17 protein-coding genes are annotated in these 16,306 nt (G+C 41.8%); 4 read left to right on the top strand and 13 right to left on the bottom strand.

Features of this window, described 5'->3' with window-relative positions; translation table 11 throughout:
- Positions 1–129: 129 nt before the first annotated feature.
- The 4 genes from NPUN_RS20395 to aat form a co-directional block, all read right to left on the bottom strand.
- A complete protein-coding gene (locus NPUN_RS20395) occupies positions 130–381 on the bottom strand; it encodes a DUF3349 domain-containing protein (protein WP_012410388.1) in 252 nt (83 codons plus the stop codon).
- A 219-nt stretch (positions 382–600) separates the two neighbouring features.
- On the bottom strand, positions 601–828 hold the full coding sequence (locus NPUN_RS20390) for a DUF1308 domain-containing protein (RefSeq protein WP_012410387.1): 228 nt from the start codon (positions 826–828) through the stop codon (positions 601–603).
- A 337-nt stretch (positions 829–1,165) separates the two neighbouring features.
- Entirely contained in the window at positions 1,166–1,912 is a 747-nt protein-coding gene (locus tag NPUN_RS20385) for a hypothetical protein (protein WP_012410386.1), read from the bottom strand.
- 91 nt (positions 1,913–2,003) lie between these two features.
- Positions 2,004–2,579, bottom strand: coding sequence for a leucyl/phenylalanyl-tRNA--protein transferase (aat, locus tag NPUN_RS20380; RefSeq protein WP_012410385.1), 576 nt, complete (start codon positions 2,577–2,579; stop codon positions 2,004–2,006).
- A 101-nt stretch (positions 2,580–2,680) separates the two neighbouring features.
- Between aat and NPUN_RS20375 the strand changes: the two genes are divergently transcribed.
- Positions 2,681–3,010 (top strand): hypothetical protein, encoded by a 330-nt coding sequence (locus NPUN_RS20375; protein WP_012410384.1) that lies wholly within the window; start codon positions 2,681–2,683, stop codon positions 3,008–3,010.
- A gap of 161 nt (positions 3,011–3,171) precedes the next feature.
- On the opposite strand, the gene rpsN is transcribed toward NPUN_RS20375, so the two are convergent.
- From rpsN to NPUN_RS20345, 6 genes are all read right to left on the bottom strand, one after another.
- The gene (gene rpsN / locus NPUN_RS20370; RefSeq protein WP_012410383.1) at positions 3,172–3,474 is read right to left on the bottom strand and encodes a 30S ribosomal protein S14; all 303 of its coding nucleotides are present in this window, start codon (positions 3,472–3,474) and stop codon (positions 3,172–3,174) included.
- 76 nt (positions 3,475–3,550) lie between these two features.
- On the bottom strand, positions 3,551–4,240 hold the full coding sequence (gene nth / locus NPUN_RS20365; RefSeq protein WP_012410382.1) for an endonuclease III: 690 nt from the start codon (positions 4,238–4,240) through the stop codon (positions 3,551–3,553).
- Positions 4,216–5,316 (bottom strand): RIP metalloprotease RseP, encoded by a 1,101-nt coding sequence (gene rseP / locus NPUN_RS20360; RefSeq protein WP_012410381.1) that lies wholly within the window; start codon positions 5,314–5,316, stop codon positions 4,216–4,218. The genes nth and rseP overlap by 25 nt, the downstream gene beginning before the upstream one ends.
- 245 nt (positions 5,317–5,561) lie before the next feature.
- Complete coding sequence (gene serS / locus NPUN_RS20355; RefSeq protein ID WP_012410380.1) at positions 5,562–6,842, bottom strand: serine--tRNA ligase; 1,281 nt, start codon at positions 6,840–6,842, stop codon at positions 5,562–5,564.
- A 196-nt stretch (positions 6,843–7,038) separates the two neighbouring features.
- The gene (locus tag NPUN_RS20350) at positions 7,039–7,410 is read right to left on the bottom strand and encodes a hypothetical protein (protein ID WP_012410379.1); all 372 of its coding nucleotides are present in this window, start codon (positions 7,408–7,410) and stop codon (positions 7,039–7,041) included.
- A 328-nt stretch (positions 7,411–7,738) separates the two neighbouring features.
- A complete protein-coding gene (locus tag NPUN_RS20345) occupies positions 7,739–8,311 on the bottom strand; it encodes a DUF3611 family protein (protein ID WP_012410378.1) in 573 nt (190 codons plus the stop codon).
- Positions 8,312–9,279: 968 nt separating this feature from the next.
- Here NPUN_RS20345 and NPUN_RS20340 point away from each other — a divergent pair.
- The gene (locus NPUN_RS20340) at positions 9,280–9,627 is read left to right on the top strand and encodes a PadR family transcriptional regulator (protein WP_012410377.1); all 348 of its coding nucleotides are present in this window, start codon (positions 9,280–9,282) and stop codon (positions 9,625–9,627) included.
- 52 nt (positions 9,628–9,679) lie between these two features.
- Positions 9,680–10,210: a cofactor assembly of complex C subunit B gene (locus NPUN_RS20335; RefSeq protein ID WP_012410376.1), complete on the top strand. Its 531-nt coding sequence runs from the start codon at positions 9,680–9,682 to the stop codon at positions 10,208–10,210.
- A 439-nt stretch (positions 10,211–10,649) separates the two neighbouring features.
- Here NPUN_RS20335 and NPUN_RS20330 read toward each other — a convergent pair whose 3' ends face one another.
- Positions 10,650–10,967, bottom strand: a complete 318-nt coding sequence (locus tag NPUN_RS20330) for a DUF3155 domain-containing protein (RefSeq protein ID WP_041566316.1) — start codon at positions 10,965–10,967, stop codon at positions 10,650–10,652.
- A gap of 286 nt (positions 10,968–11,253) precedes the next feature.
- Between NPUN_RS20330 and NPUN_RS20325 the strand changes: the two genes are divergently transcribed.
- Positions 11,254–12,600 (top strand): GAF domain-containing sensor histidine kinase, encoded by a 1,347-nt coding sequence (locus NPUN_RS20325; protein WP_012410374.1) that lies wholly within the window; start codon positions 11,254–11,256, stop codon positions 12,598–12,600.
- Between the two features lie 82 nt (positions 12,601–12,682).
- Here NPUN_RS20325 and NPUN_RS20320 read toward each other — a convergent pair whose 3' ends face one another.
- Positions 12,683–13,924 (bottom strand): S-layer homology domain-containing protein, encoded by a 1,242-nt coding sequence (locus NPUN_RS20320; protein WP_012410373.1) that lies wholly within the window; start codon positions 13,922–13,924, stop codon positions 12,683–12,685.
- Positions 13,925–14,876: 952 nt separating this feature from the next.
- Positions 14,877–16,238 (bottom strand): glucose-6-phosphate dehydrogenase assembly protein OpcA, encoded by a 1,362-nt coding sequence (opcA, locus tag NPUN_RS20315; RefSeq protein WP_041566315.1) that lies wholly within the window; start codon positions 16,236–16,238, stop codon positions 14,877–14,879.
- Between the last annotated feature and the right edge of the window lie 68 nt (positions 16,239–16,306).

Here is a 16,306-nt window from a genome sequence, read left to right as displayed (position 1 = left end):
ACGCTTATTATACATCATTTCTAACTTTAACGTGATACTCATTTCTAACTTTAACGTGATACTCATTTCTAACTTTAACGTGATACTTCTCCACTTTGTGAGCATCAAGAAAACGGAGCGATCGCTTCATTACTCATCTGCTAACCACTTTTCATAGTTGCAACTTATCAGCTTTTGCTTGACGGAATCAATGACCTCATTTGAAAAACTCGTCATTGACCCAACTCGATAGACATCATTTAGGAGAATATGGTAATCTTTTCCCGCATATTCAGCAACCACTTGAGCTAAACTGCGATCAGACATATTTGTGTAGAGTATTGACAGCAAAGGCAAATATCCCCGATCGTCAATGCCTTGGGGAAAACCACACTGAATCAACTGATAAGTACTTGCTAAATGGGCTGGGATTATCTTCTACATAATTCAGCTACCTGTTAATGAAAAGGGGAGATGAAGATAGACATTAAAATCAACCCCTTAAGCACTGGCTGCGCGAACAGCTTTCGCATCCGCTGTCATAGTTACAATACCCATTTGGTTGCCTGTTCCTAGAATGATTATATCGTTAGCATCCAGGTTCCGAGTCTGTCTTAATTTTTAGGCTGCTGCTGAAGGATTGTCTGGAACAACCGTAACTCTTTGCAAAAAACGATTTGCTCTTGTCTGTTCTAGGCTACCTGCTGAGTACTGCACAATATTTACGAATTCATTAAATGCAGTTTGTGCTATTACCATTTGCTTGTTGACAAACCCTTGTAATTCATAGCGAACAGGAGAACCTTCGACAATAAATGCAACTGCGGTATTAGTATCTAAATTAATCACGTTTTATGTGAACCAAAAATCACAGTGCCTATATTTTGGTGTGATGTGATTTTCCCATAAGTGCTTGTGCAATTTAACGAAATTATCGCTAAATAATGGATATTGACCACTCTATCACCTGTAATAGCGGAAGTGGTTAAAATTGTGAGTAAAACAAGATGTTGGGTTTCCTAGCGTCAACCTAACCTACAATATCAGCGATCGCACTAAGCAACTGAGGAACACCACAATCTTTTTCACCAAGGTTAATAGCTTTAAAAAGCTACCTCACTAGGTCAGAAAATGCTATAGACCTTTCTCATTTTTGATTTTCGTCAGCATCTGCTCTTATTGACGCTTATTTATTAGTAGATTGACCAAAAAAGTAACCTAATTTTATCAGAAATGCATTATTGAAAATATCTGGAATTGTAGTTTTTGTAAAAATAGAACCTACTTGAGCTAAAATAATTATAAGTAGTAAAATTCCGCCTATAATCGTCGATGCAGATTCTCGTTCTAAGAGAGAAAACCAAACCTTTGTTTTCCTCTCAAAAAGTTCTACATTGAGTCTTGCTAATTCTGTTTGTGTTTTTGTACGTTCATTATTTTGCTCTAGTTCAACTTCTCGTGTTTGTTCTCTTAAGCCTTGAGATTCATTCTTTAAATCCTTTACTTCTTTTTCAAGATTTCTCTTAATTTCTTCATCTTCTACATGATTAATTAAATCTTGTATGGTTTTAATTTTCTCATTAGATGAAAGAAGTCTAATCCTTTCTAAAATTAGTTTTTTTCTTTCCAAAAGAAGAGGCAAAATACCTATTTCAAATAGTGCATCTGATTTAGATTGGGTGATATAAACTGTACCTGTTGCTGCACTTATAGAAAATCCTAGAGTACCAAAAGATTCCGGATGTTTAATAGCCTCATTAATAGAATCAAGATTTTGTCTTAACTCTTGTAAAGACTGAGCTTCTATTTTTGTTTTTTCAAACCCCATCTCTATTAACTGAGGTTCAAAATAGTCTTGAGCTTGAGTAGCAATACGTTTTCGGACTGCTTCAAAGTTATATGCTGATTTCTGATCTGTTGGTGGGAATGCCATGTTTTGTCTGTTTTTATAGCAATCTGACAATTTAAGTCAAGTATTATTTTTACACAATATAGAAAAGCTATGTTAATAAGCTTGTCATTCTTTATACTAAGTTACAAGCACGTTGCAAGGCTTGCTCAAGTAAAACTTGATATCCTTCATCCTTAACCCGATAAGCGCCAAACCTCTCCAAATGCGGATTCATCATTTGGGCATCGAAAAACACAAATTTCCTCTGACGCAATCTTTCCACCAATTTAACCATCGCTACCTTAGAGCCTTCAGGAATGCGGTAAAACATCGATTCGCCAATGAAAGCCCCACCAATCACAATCCCTAAAATTCCTCCAGCTAATTCGTCACCCTGCCAAGTTTCAAAACTAAAAGCATAACCACTTTGGTAAAGTAGCCAGTAAATCTTTTCCAATTCCGGTGAAATCCAAGTTGTCTCTCTGTCGGCACACCCAGCCACCACAGCTTGGAAGTCCCGATTAATCGCCACAGTAAACCGTTCTTGATTGAGAACACGCTGTAAAGACTTGGGGTAGCGAAACCGTTCATCCAAAGGAATAAAAGTTCGATCGCGACTTCCGTACCAACTCAGGCGATCGCGCTCATCAGCCATGAGAAAATAGCCTTGTGCATAGCCCTCAACAATTGCGGCGATATCATATTGCATAAATAAATATAAAAAAACACTAGAGAAACGCAATTTGATGTTAACAGTCAACCTCAGCGTTCCTCTGCGTTTCCCTCCGCGTCCCTCTGTGTTTAAAAAAGATGACTCAACCAATTCCACCCATTACCCTACCACCACCTGAAAACCCACTGCTCGAAGGTGAATGGTTACGAGAGCGCTTACAACGGTGGCTAGATACAGAATTTATCCCCGAAGCAGTAAACCAAAATATTGCCCAACGAGCCGCACAGATTTTTGTGCGTCAACGGATGGAAGGAGAAAACGACCTTGGTTCTCTGGTAATTGCCATTGTCACAGAGATGCAGTCTTATGATTTTTCCAATAGCTTTTATGGAGAGTTTGCGATCGCCAACGCCGTCAGCGATCTACTCTTAGAAAGTCTGGGAATTGATAAGTGTTGTGGTCAATAATATTTTGTCATTTGTCCTTTGTCATTAGTCTTTTGTTATTTACCAATGACCCTTCGGGTGACGCTCCTGCGTCGCTACCGCTTCGCTAACACCAGCTGCTCATGGGGGAAACCCCCAAGACCGCACTGGCTCACCAATGACTAATGACTAATGACTCTTAACTACCAACTAGACTTAACAACTCCAGGCAAAAGACCTTCATGCGCCCATTCTCGTAGCACGTTCCGAGAGAGTCCAAAATCGCGATAAACTCCTCTAGAACGGCCAGTCAACCAGCAACGATTGCGGTGGCGGGTGGGCGCACTATTCCGGGGTAGCTGTTGAATTTTCCGGTGGATTTCTAGCTTATCCAAAGGAGATGCTGCACTTCTGAACTCTTCTAAGAGAGCTTCCCGCTTGTCAGCATACTTTTCTATCAACCTGGTGCGCTTTTTCTCGCGCTCAATCATGCTCTTTTTAGCCATATATTCTCTAACTTATTTAAAGACACCGTTTTCCATTCTACATTCTCTCCATCAATTCTGGCGTTACTTGTGTCGCTTACCCTACAACCATTGGCTTATTGGCTACAGGGCATAAATCAGCAAGCTCACACGCAACACAAACGGGAGAGCGGGCTTTACAAATAGCACGACCGTGATAAATCAACCGAATTGACCAATTTTCCCAATCAGACTGAGGCAATAAACCCATTAAATCTTGCTCAATCCGAACGGGGTCTTTTGCTTCAGTTAAACCCAAACGTTGGCACAGGCGCTTGACGTGAGTATCTACTGTCACGCCAGCATTAATGCCATAAGCATGAGCCAAAACTACATTTGCTGTTTTGCGCGCCACCCCAGGAAGCTTTAACAACTGTTCCATTTGGTTGGGGACAACAGAGTTAAATTCAGTAACAATCATCCGACAGGCGGCTTGAATGTTTTTAGCTTTATTGCGATAAAACCCTGTGGAACGCACCAAACTTTCTAATTCTACTAAGTCAGCGATCGCTAAACTCTGAGCATCAGGAAACTTACCAAATAAAGCTGGTGTCACCTTATTTACCCGCTCATCAGTACACTGAGCAGAGAGAATCGTTGCCACCAACAATTGTACTGGCGTTGAGTAGTTCAAAGAGCAAGTAGCATCTGGATAAAGACGCTTCAGACGAGCTAAAATTTCTAGCGATCGCTTCTTTTTAGATAACGATTTGCGGGTAGTAATCACTGGAATAATTTTTGTACCCACTCCAATTGGCTAGTTAATTGAGTAGTTTCTTTGACGATCAGAAAAATTCCTAACCCTAAAAGTAACACCAAGCCAGTTTGCATTACACCTTCTTGAATCCGGGACGGTACAGGCTTACCGCGTAAACCTTCAATCAGCAAAAAAGCGAGTTGTCCGCCATCCAAAGCTGGCAAAGGCAAAATATTGATAATAGCCAAGTTAATGCTGATAATTGCCGCAAAAGACAACAGATTTACGCTATTATCTTCAGCTAATTTTGCACCTATTTTGACAATATTAACTGGCCCAGAAACTTGTCCAGCAGTTTGTTGAAAATTGGTAATCAACTGCCCAAAACCGCTCAGTGTACCAACAAATAATTGTTGAAACCTGTTAGCAGCAAGACCAAAAATTTCAAAAGGACTATTCGGGCGGCGATAAACTGCGGTAGCATTTGGACTAAGTGCCACACCAACTACACCTTTGCCATCAGCTCCCAGTTTTGGCGTTAATTTCAGGGTTTGTTGTTGTTTTTCACGCTGAATTTTCAGTTCAATTTGCTGATTGGGATGAGTTTGAATTTCTTTAGTCAGCAAAGGAGTTGATTTATCAGAAGCCGGGAGTTCTTGACCATTAACAGCTAGAATAATATCTCCTTCCCGAATTCCTGCTTGATAGGCAACAGATTCTTGATTAACAGGCTGTACAATGACACCAGCTTGATAGTTTAATTCTTTGGGAATACCAACGATACCCAATTGCAGAACCAGCACCAAATAGGCAAATATTAAATTTGCAATCACTCCAGCACTGATGACAATCGCCCGATCTAAAACTGGACGGTTACGCAGCAGATTTGGGTCATTGGGTGGAATATCGCTATCGGGGTCATCATCGGGAAACCCCACAAAGCCGCCCAAGGGAAAAGCGCGGACAGCATATTCGGTTTGTGAACCTTGGTACTTCAAAAGAACTGGGCCAAAACCCAAAGAAAAACGGTTAACGAGAATGCCTTGAGAACGGGCTGCAACAAAATGTCCCAACTCGTGTACCAAGATCAAAACAGCCAAGACTGCGATCGCTGCTAAAACTGACATAGAGTAAATTAGTGAAAATAATTAAGCTATAGTTATCTCCATTCTAATTGGGCATTGGGTATTGGGTATTAGTCATTGGTCATTGGTCACTTGTACTGAGCGTATCGCTAAAGCGAAAGCTCCGCTAACGCGCAGCGTCTCCGTTAGGAGAAGCCGAAGTATTGGTCATTGGTCATTGGTAAATAACAAAGGACATAGACGCGCTAGCGGCTTCCCGCAGGGTAGGACAAATGACTAATGACAAATTATAAAACTTCACGCCCCAAATAAGGTTGCAGCGCTTCTGGTATCTTCACTGTCCCATCAGGTTGTTGATAATTCTCCAAAATTGCAGCCATAGTCCTTCCCACCGCCAAACCCGAACCATTGAGGGTATGTACGAACTGAGTTCCTTTTTTCCCCGCCTCTTTGAAGCGAATATCAGCCCGTCTTGCTTGGAAATCTATAGTATTGGAACAGCTAGAAATTTCGCGGTATTTGCCAGAAGAGGGCAACCAAACCTCTAAATCATAAGTTTTGGTAGAGGCAAATCCCAAATCTCCAGTACTTAAATTTACTACTCGATAAGGCAACCGCAACGCCTGTAAAATCGCTTCTGCATTCCCCACCAATTTCTCCAGTTCATCAAAAGACGTACTAGGTTCAACAAATTTCACCATTTCCACCTTGTTGAACTGATGCAGGCGAATTAACCCCCGCATATCGCGCCCATAGCTACCAGCTTCGCGGCGAAAACAGGGAGTAAAAGCGCAGTGGTAAATAGGCAAATCTTCAGCAGCGAGAATTTCACCCCGGTAGAGATTTGTAACTGGAACTTCCGCCGTCGGAATCAGCCATAAATCATCATCCGCACATTTAAAGCTTTCTTCAGCAAACTTGGGTAACTGACCGGTCGCCGTCAAAGACTCGGTATTAACTAACAGAGGCGGACTAACTTCCAGGTACCCAGCTTGAGTATGGAGAGTCAGCATAAATTGAATTAATGCCCTTTCCAATGCCGCACCAGCGCCTACCAAAGCCACAAAGCGGCTTTGGGCAACTTTTACAGCCCGTTCAACATTGAGAATACCTAGCTTTTCGCCTATTTCCCAGTGAGGGAGAATATTTGGATTTTGGGGAATATACTCATCACCCCAACGGCGCACTTCTACGTTATCTTCCTCATTCTTCCCAAGGGGTGTAGAGTCGCTTGGTAAGTTGGGAAGTGCCAACACAAGTTGAGCAATTTGAGCTTTGAGGTCTTTTTCCTGGGGTTCCAGTTCGCTCAACGTTGCTTTGACAGAGTTACCTTCATCGCGCAAAGCTTGAATTTCTGGATCTTGAGAATTAATCCCAGATTTAATCTTCTGCCCGACAATTTTACCGATTTCGTTGCTCCGAGCTTGGAGTTGACTGCGTGTCCCCTCTAGTTCTCGTTGTTGCCGATCTAACTGTAGAATCGGTTCAATGTCGTATTTACCACTACGACTATTCAATCGTTCTTGAACTAATTGCGGATTTTCCCGTATTTGCTTAATATCCAGCACAGATTTTTCTCAGTTTCTAGCCTAAAATCTTTCTGTCAATACAGTTAACACATTAAGCATTTAGCATATAGTAATTTTGGTTTGCTGTGACTGGAAAAACAAAGTTTATTGCAAAAATTCAGCCTCAATCTCTGAATCAAGATTTTTCCCTAGCATCACTGCCAGGGCTAAGAAACCATATATTGCATTTAACCAATCATGAACTCGTATCTTGAGTCACTCTTGTTTCAGTAACCTGAGCAAGACTTTGACCATTACCATTATTGTTATCAGCCGCTGCAAACGTCCTTTGAGTGATACTTTGTGGTTCCTTATCGTCTCTGGTTTGTCCAGGTGAAGGCAACCAGTATGCAAGCACACTTGATAAACCACCCCAGTAAAGGGCAACATTCTTATCGTCCCCTGGCGAGCCAAGCTTGAAAATGCATAGCCCCAATACGATGCTACTAAAGAAAACCTGTACGCCAAATCTCCATGCGTCTTGATTAAATTTATAGGCTGGTTGATTTCTCCTGGTGTCAAATTGATTTTTCATAGTCTTCAAACTTAAAAAAAAGGTATACATCATCCCTGTTTTAGTTTTGGCATCACTTGTTAGTACAGCTTGGCGGAATTCTTAATGACACCCGTACCCCTACGGTGATATTGCTATGCGTAGTGTACCCTCTCCCGACTCGCTAAGGTAATTGGTAATTCCTATACTGCAAGCGTTTCATTGATTTGAAATGGATAGTTCATTTACGCAATGCTGTACTATCAGGATGTTTTTCAAGGATTATGTAGTTGTCTTCACACGCAGTTTTGCCCGTTTCGGAAAAGTATGATAATTTTCTTTTGACTCTTGAAAACTCAGCATAGGCGAAATGCCCGCCCCGCTACCGCTAATAGAACTCATACTAAGGTCGGTTAATACGATTGAGTAGCCAAAGTGACGCTATAAGCCCTGCAAAATGTGCTGATACAGTGTTGGTATTTGCTTGTACGACAAGCATATCTAGACCGCTAATAATACGGGTAGGGTCAAAAAATTGTGTAGTTATAGCTTGAGGAGATATCGATCTTGCTACCAGTGTACCAACGATCGCTTGCGCGCCTAAAAGAGTCACCAGTGTTCCGCCTAAATTTACCCACAGCCCTAAGCGTAATACTTGCACAGTCTCACTTTTGCGAGGGCGGTTGCTAGGATTGGAGGATTCCAATTGCTTGCCAATTCTAGTGTAACGATAAGCTAAATAAATACCTCCACCTAAAACAACCAGTCCACAAATTGCTAAAAATACGCCAAAGCCAGTCCCAGGATTATTACTAGGACTACCAGTTCTTTGATTAAAGATGGCGAACAGCAACACAATTATGCTAGAAACAACGCCTAGTACTAGCTGAATCCAGAAGCTAATCCAACCTGTAAGGCGAAAGGTTTGGGCAATAGCCCGCAGAGAAGATGATGGAGCATCGGGAGTCTGTGACATATATAGAAAATTGCCAATGTGCCGGGCACTTTCAAAGGACACAAAAACACAAAGATAAAAGTTTAATCTAAGGAAGCCTTAGCTCAAAAGTTCGGAGAACACGGAGAACTGTTTTGAGAGGTATCCCACTCTACGTCTCTATCTCTCCGAGAACACCAATTCAGTCAGGACTTACGTAAATAATGGCCGAAAAGAAGGATTTTCAAGTAGGGCAATTCATAAATTGTCCCTACAGCAACTAGTTTTGCGTAAGTCCTATCAGTAAAGAATCATCTCTCCCCAACCTCTTATCTTTTAGTCAAGGAGGCTGGGGATTAGGTTTTTGATTACTGAATCGATGCTCTAGTCTTTGCGTCTTCTTTGATAAATTTACTATCACATTTACCAAATGCGACAAGAGATTCTCTTGTCCAGTAAATCAGTAATGCGTACTACTTAAGTGTGTCCACCACCGTAGCAGCTTTAAACCACATATATCCCATAGCTTAAATTCTGATGATTTGCATTGGGAAAATCACTGTAAAACAAAGTGTTTATTAAGTTTTACAGACAAAATTGCATTTTACCTGTAAAATTTCTTCGATGGCATTTTATTGCTTAAGCACTTCTAACTACCTTGGCATTACTTAATACCAAGACAGTCAGAAACCTCACGCCTAAAAGCTGAGGCTTGGCATTTGCCCTAATCTGACCAAGACTAAGTACCTTCTGTACTAAGTTAATTTGCTACTCTCTGTTAGCTCCTCACCACACCATATCAAGCTTGGCTTAGGGTACATTTCTTTGTGTCCCTAAAACTTGCAACTCTTCCCACGACTTCACAAGCGTGGATAATCGTTTGGTATTTACGCAATGGATATCTAGTCTAAGTAGCATTATATATATTACTCATTTGGCAGTAGCACTGTATACTGACTACAAGGATTGTAGACCTTACCATAAGGCATTTTTTTAGCCATTCACTAACCATGAAACTTGAGGATATATATCAATTCTTTGAGAATCCTCCGCCAACTTACCTTTGTCAGGAAGTAGCAGTTTGTTACATACTGTCTGTTTTATTACAAGGTGAATCCTACGGAACCGAGTTGATTGAGCAATTAGAAACTGAATATCCAACCTATAGGCTTTCGGATACTGTGCTTTATAGTGCAATCAAATTTCTGGAAGACCAAAAGGCAATCACTGGATATTGGAAGAAACTGGAAGGACGAGGACGACCCAGGCGGATGTACCAAGTTTCTCCAGAATGGCAAGTTCAAGCGCAAGATTTAGCTTTGCAATGGCTTAACTACATTAATAGGAGGACAAAGTAACGAATAATTGATAATGAATAAGTCTCCTCCAGTCAAACAATAACAATCAGTTATGGATACTGCTATTCTGCCATCTACGTTCCTGCTAACCTTGTTGTTATCGGTTGGGCTGTTTTTCTTTATTCGTGCCTCGACTAAAGACCGCATACAAACAGTACAACTGGTATCTGAACAAGACGAAGCTGCTTTAATGTCTCAATTAAAAGAGTATTTTCGCTCCCGGTCTTACCAAGTGGCAGAGGTAGACCGAGAACAGAACAAAGTGACTTTTGAAGGGAATGTTCGCCCCAGTTGGTTTTTAGCTATATTTTTAACTCTGCTGGCAGCGACTGGGATTGTTTGTCTCTCACTAGTCGTATACCTGCTTTTTCCTAACCTCAGTCCCATTGTTTTGGCTATGGTACTGCTGTCGCCTTTAAGTGGCCTGTTTTATTGGAAAAAATCTGGAAGACTTGAGAAGGTGTCACTCAAAGTAGAAACAACTCAGAGTGAACAAACCTCCTCAAGTAAGATCACTGTAGTTGCCCATCGAGATGAACTCAGTGAGTTACAGAGAACTCTACAGCTCAAGGCTGGTGAATAATTGTTGGTTTTTTTAACTATGATATGCAGACTTCTGACCTGATCTAATCTTTAGGCAATGAAAAGTAAAAAGGAGGAAATCAAGACTTCTGCTTTGTCAATTCTCCCCACGATATAAGTCGTGGGGAGAAATTTAAATTAATTAACTTAAATTCGTTGACAGAGCTTGGTTAACAATTCACGGCATAAGAGCGCAACTTCACTAGCGCTTTTGGAGGCGCTTGGCTTTATACCCACTCCCTTCCATATCATGACACTAGTATCAACCCATGCAATCTAGCGTGCTTTGAGACTAGTTTATTTTCCAACTACCTGGACTAGCCTTACTGGCAAATCAGCTCCAAACTAAAAAAAAATTAAATTTTGCATAAACTTAGCTATTTTGCCAGTTAATGAATAGTCAGGAGCCACACTCAATGTGTAAGATGACCATTTATGGTTCACCGGCTAGCTAAAGCAAGAGGTTCTTGACCAGGCGAAGGTTCTAATACCCTCAAGCTCGGAAACAAGAAATGGTTTTCTTCTACGTATTGAGCACCAAACAGTCCCTTTTCTGCCCAGAAATAACGATCTGTTGTGTGTTCATTTCGCTTTACGAGTAGCAACGCAGGTGGCAAAATCCCTTCAGCTTGAATGAATCTTCTCGCTGCTGTCACAGGTTTTTCTTCGCCACTTTCGATGCTATATTGAGGCACGTGTTCCAAAATCCGCCGTCCTTCTTGACGACGGCGACTTTTCCTTTTGCGTCTCCTTGCCAACCTATTGTCCTCCTCTTTCAAGCTATAGATTGTAGTGTTAGCTACAAAATCCGTCGTCATTATATAAGTTCTAGTTCAAAATATCAATAGTTTTTAACCTTTTCATGCAAGAAAGTTAACATCTTTGAAAATATATAAAACGAAATTACCTAAGAAAATAATTCCTTGGTACAAACCATCACTAAGAAGATTTTAGTTAAGCTTTATTGAATGAGTGAGGTAAATATTAAGTATCCTCTCTTATCATCATGCCTCAAAATCTGTCATCTTGAGCAAGAGCTAAAAAATGTTAATGTCTGCCAGTTCCGATTTTATTGCTCTGTGTCGAGAGCAAATAGCGCTGCTAACCCAAGGGCTGGGAGCAACTTTAAGTATTGTGTACCTGACACAAGAATTGGTAGAGACTCCTTCTGGTGAGGCCAAACTGATTCCTGTGGTAATTTATCCAGAAACAGCATTATTACCGCCAGGGGACGAGACTGCTGAGGCGACAGTACACAAGGAACTTCAAGTTGGAAATGTGTTTATATTACCCAACGATCGCAGAAGGTTATTGACAGCAGGATCGGAATCTCCAACCTCGTCACAGGAATCTGAGGCATCTCAACCCCATTTAAAAGAGGAATACCTCTTTAGTGGCAACCAAATTGTTTTACCTCTGGTTTATGAGGGTGTGATGATGGGGTTACTGGTGACGGGTAGGCAAGACCGGGCATGGAATGGGCATGAGGAAAGTCAGATTCAACAGATAGCCCAAACATTAGCGATCGCTTGCATTTTAGATCAACGCCGTGCATGGTTTGAGCAGCAGTTGCGTGAGCAACAAATTCTCCAAGAAAAACAGCGAGATTTGCTAGATAACCTGTTGCATCAGTTTCGTAACCCATTAACAGCATTGCGGACTTTTGGGAAACTGCTATTGAAGCGGCTGCGCCCAGGAGATAGCAACCGGGATGTGGCTAATAGTATTGTGCGAGAAAGCGATCGCCTCCAAGAATTGCTACAACAATTCGATCAAGTAATAGACTTGACAGAGACAGATTTAGCACCACTACATCTACCCGAACATGAAGTGTTTGTGGAAGCAACTATCCAAAAAGACGCTAAACCGCCGCTATTATTGCCGGGAACAGGAGATAAAGCAGTTGACTGCTCGTTAGCAGATATATTAGAACCATTATTAATATCAGCCAAAGCGATCGCCCAAGAGCGAAAGCTAAAACTAATAACTGAAATTCAAGAAAATTCACCCCTAGTACGTGCCAATATCAAAGCATTACGAGAAGTTTTAACTAACATCATCGATAATGCTTTGAAATATACTCCCACTGGTGGCAAAATTTTGATTCAGGCGGGGCAAGAAAAAGCTAATTTTCAGGGAATTGCGATCAGTGACAACGGGCCTGGCATTCCACCCGAAGATTTAGAACATCTGGGAGAACGGCATTATCGGGGTGTACAAGCGCAAACAGAAATCCCTGGCACAGGTTTAGGGTTAGCGATCGCTAAACAATTAATAGAGCAAATGCAGGGCAAAATCGAGGTTTTCAGCCCTGCAATCAACTCTAAGCTAACTTCACCCAATGCGCCGGGGACTACTTTTATTATTTGGTTGCCGGAAGTTCAAAATTAGTCATTTGTCCTACCCTGCGGGAAGCCGCTAGCGCGTCTATGTTCTTTGTCATTTGTAAAGACTAATGACCAATGACCAATGACTATCTGAGTGAAACCAACAAGTTTTGATTGATGGTCATTTGTAAATCGGTATTTGGGTCAATTGCCACTAAGTCAACACTATTCTTACCGAAAAACAGACCAACCAATGCACCGATACCAGCGCCACCCAAGACTTCTTCTGTGGCGATGGCGCGATCGCCAGTTACAGCAGATACCGCAGTTGCTGCACCTGCGCCCAATACAGTATCCTTGATAATTGAACCAATACTAGTACCCTTCTTGACAGTTTCAGTTTTGGTAATCACTTCAGAAGTAGCGTTAAGTTGATACTCCTGACCATTGGTCAAAACCAGTTTCTCGGCAACGAATTGAGAACCGCCTGTAGCAGGCTTGAGTTGACCAATTACTTGACTACCAGCCGGAATCACTATAGATCCGTCTTGTGTTACTACGTTTTGGGATACTGTTAACGTCAAAGGCGCTGTCTCATCCTTTGTAACCAGAATTTTTTCTGCCTTGTCATACTTCACAGGAATAGCAGTCCCTTGAGGAATTGTGACTGATACAGGCGTTGGGGTAGTAGACCCGACAGCCACGACATAAGGCGAGTTAATTGCTGAAGCTTGGTTAGAACTAACCAGTGCTTGGTAGATAAAAGCTGCTACTTGGGCGCGAGTAGCGGTTGCAGTTGGATTTAGGAACTTCACATTAGGATAGTTCACGACGATTTGCTTTTCAGTTGCGGCTGCGATCGGGCTACGGGCATAGCTAGCGATGTTAGAGGCATCGTTGAAGTATTGCAAAGTACTTTCGGTATTGCCGATGGGACTATATTCCAGACCGTTAGCGAGGGAAACTAAAACCTGTTGGCGAGGAATAGCTTGGTTCGGCTCAAAGCGATTACCGGGATATCCAGATAAGAAACCAATGGTATAAGCTTGCTGAATGGCACTTGATGCCCAATAATTGCTGGGCACGTCAGCAAAGTTGATTGGCGATCGTTGCTGTGATTTTTGGAAAGCTTTGTTGACCATAGCGGCAAATTGAGCGCGTGTCACTGCTTCTTCAGGACGGAAACTACCATCAGGAAATCCGGCAATTACACCACGCTGTGACAATTGTTGAATAAATGGTGCCGCCCAATAATTAGATGAAACATCAGAAAAAGTAGTTTGAGCTAAAGATGGAGAAGCTATAATCAAAGGAGCTACAGTGCCGGCTGTGACGCTCAAAGCCATGAGTGCAGCTGTTCCAGATTGCAAACGATTAAAAGTAAACATTAATTTTTAACTCCAGTAGAATTATTTTTATTACTGTTAATTAATGAGACACTTACTAAAGTATTAGGTTCCCTTTAATTTCTATTTTTTGTAAAAAACATTACTTTTGTCATATAGTCAAATTAGATAGTCAAATTAAGGAAAAGCCTGCCAACATTGCTAGCAATAGATAATAGTGTAATCAGCCTCTTACCAATTAGAGGATGTTTTAAAAGTCCTCTGATTGGTATCAAAAGATTTAGAATCCTCTAAATTCACTTTAAAAAGGGGGACTTTGACTTTGGTTGTCCCTTTAAAAAGGCAGGATAGTTTGAATACGGTTCGGTTAAAGGGTAAAGGGAAAAGGTTTTGAATACATCTTTTCCCCTTTCCCCTTTACCCGGACCACAAGGAAAGTGAAAAATGCTTATCCGAACCGTATTGAGGGTGGTTTTATACGAAGAAAGAAAAATTGTGATCCGGCTTTTTACCCCAATACAGTTCAGATAAAACCAAAACACTTGTAGAGACGGCGATTTATCACGTCTCAAAACCCACGATTTTGTACAAGTGGCGCTTAACCCAAGCGTATTGCCTTATATCTCAATACGCTTGGGTTAAAGGTTATTGGTATAGTTAATTGGTCTTTCAAGACGCGATAAATCGCGTCTCTATATGAGCGATAGATCGCGTTTCTAGATGAGGGTTTTGGGCTTATCTGAACTGTATTGCTTTTTACCCCGCCTCCATTCCTCTCTCCAAAACGGCTACGGTGTATACACAAGTCGTTAAAACCCGACAAGTATTTGGACAGGGTGAGATTTTTGAGGATTTTTGGGAATCGGATAATTTGTCTGTACACTGTAGCCTCAAAACAAACAGAGGCTTTGAAACCCAGTTTTAGTTTTTTACTGCTTTTATGAAACCGCCCTGCTTCCCGACGCGGGAAGCAGAGTAGGAGGTTAGGTCTAAGTTAATTCGCCAATTTGAAAATATTCGCTGTCACTCCCAGACTTTCTTCAAAAAGGGACTCACGACCCCAGCGTTGCACCTGCTGACTCAGTAATGCTTCGGCTTTTTGTTCTGAAAGTGAAGTTACCTGTTGAAACAGACCGGCAGATTGGGCACCACCATGTGTTTCCATCCGCATACAACCACCAGTTTCCGAGCAGATAACTGTACCACAGTCTGCCTGGGGATTTGTGGAACTGAGACGCAAGGCAATCAAGTCACCAATAATATCGCCCACATCCGCAACGGGAACTCCTGCTAACTCCGCTTCTACTTGTCGTTGATCTTGAGAAATAAAATGGATGCGAGTGATATCATAATCACCGCTTTCCTTTTGATAAGAAACTGGTTGCCATTCCAATCGACTTGCCAGCCAACCCAAAAACAGCAAAGCTTGGGCGGGATTGCCTTTTTCGTAATCAATCGTCACGCGGTCAATTTCTCTGAGGGCGGCACGACGCTTAGGCGAATCGTAGGCTTCAGCTGTCAATTCCTGCCATGATGCGAGGCGACGCCAGTTCAAATCCGCTAAAGGTACACCAGCTTCTACCAACTCTTCTAGGCGGAGTAAATCACTTTCTGGCTCGTTAAAGTTGCAAGAATCGACAATGACATTATTGCAGATTGCTGCTAGGCGTTTGAATAGACCGTTGTTAGGGTCTGGTGTCGCCTTCCACCAGAGAAACTTCGGCAAACCGCCAATCAACAATGCTGGAATCATACCACCGATACGTTCTAAGGCAGCAGCAGTTCCACTCAGAGTAATGTATTCGCAGCAGATAAGTGTGCTTGACGATTGCTTTTGGATGGGGCAATAGGCAGAAACTTGAGCCTTAACCCCTTCATCTTCGCCAGTAATAGGAAATAGGGCAATGATGCGGCAGGGGTTGCGGAGAGCGATTTCATCGGCAATTCTGGGGCTACCGCTATTTAACCCAGCAATAGCATGTTCTCCTCCAGTCCCACCTCGCTGACCTTTAGCGAATTCTTCTCGTAATATAGTCAGAGTTTCTTGTGTTGCTGTTCCGGTTTCTGGCAGTTTATGTTTCTTTTGCACTTCCCGTAATGCTGCTGCCATTTGCGGCCCTAAAATCCCATCAATTGGGCCGTTGTAAAATCCTAAAGCAGCCAACAAATACTGAGTTTCTTCTGGTTCGTAGACTACTAAAGTAAATGTTGTTGCTCTAGTAGCACTGGGAAGTCCACCGTCCTCGCCAGTTATGCCATAGCTTTGCCAAATTTGATTCAGTTCTGCATCTATTTCGTTAAGCGAAATATCTTTCGGTGCCTGGAGGGAAAAAATTGTAGAAGTTTGGAGAGCCATAGGAAGTTTTGGATTTGAGATTTTGGATTTTGTCATTTGTCATTCGTCATTTGTTTTTACTAGTGACT

Origin of the sequence: Nostoc punctiforme PCC 73102 (assembly GCF_000020025.1) — a bacterium.
GTDB lineage: Bacteria > Cyanobacteriota > Cyanobacteriia > Cyanobacteriales > Nostocaceae > Nostoc > Nostoc punctiforme.
This window is presented reverse-complemented; position numbering and strand designations above follow the sequence as displayed.

Bases quoted from the DNA above. Each gene is read 5' to 3' on its own strand.
- NPUN_RS20385 (WP_012410386.1), bottom strand. From the start codon at position 1,912: ATGGCATTCCCACCAACAGATCAGAAATCAGCATATAACTTTGAAGCA.
- aat (WP_012410385.1), bottom strand. From the start codon at position 2,579: ATGCAATATGATATCGCCGCAATTGTTGAGGGCTATGCACAAGGCTAT.
- NPUN_RS20375 (WP_012410384.1), top strand. From the start codon at position 2,681: ATGACTCAACCAATTCCACCCATTACCCTACCACCACCTGAAAACCCA.
- rpsN (WP_012410383.1), bottom strand. From the start codon at position 3,474: ATGGCTAAAAAGAGCATGATTGAGCGCGAGAAAAAGCGCACCAGGTTG.
- rseP (WP_012410381.1), bottom strand. From the start codon at position 5,316: ATGTCAGTTTTAGCAGCGATCGCAGTCTTGGCTGTTTTGATCTTGGTA.
- NPUN_RS20350 (WP_012410379.1), bottom strand. From the start codon at position 7,410: ATGATGTATACCTTTTTTTTAAGTTTGAAGACTATGAAAAATCAATTT.
- NPUN_RS20345 (WP_012410378.1), bottom strand. From the start codon at position 8,311: ATGTCACAGACTCCCGATGCTCCATCATCTTCTCTGCGGGCTATTGCC.
- NPUN_RS20340 (WP_012410377.1), top strand. From the start codon at position 9,280: ATGAAACTTGAGGATATATATCAATTCTTTGAGAATCCTCCGCCAACT.
- NPUN_RS20335 (WP_012410376.1), top strand. From the start codon at position 9,680: ATGGATACTGCTATTCTGCCATCTACGTTCCTGCTAACCTTGTTGTTA.
- NPUN_RS20325 (WP_012410374.1), top strand. From the start codon at position 11,254: ATGTTAATGTCTGCCAGTTCCGATTTTATTGCTCTGTGTCGAGAGCAA.
- NPUN_RS20320 (WP_012410373.1), bottom strand. From the start codon at position 13,924: ATGTTTACTTTTAATCGTTTGCAATCTGGAACAGCTGCACTCATGGCT.
- opcA (WP_041566315.1), bottom strand. From the start codon at position 16,238: ATGGCTCTCCAAACTTCTACAATTTTTTCCCTCCAGGCACCGAAAGAT.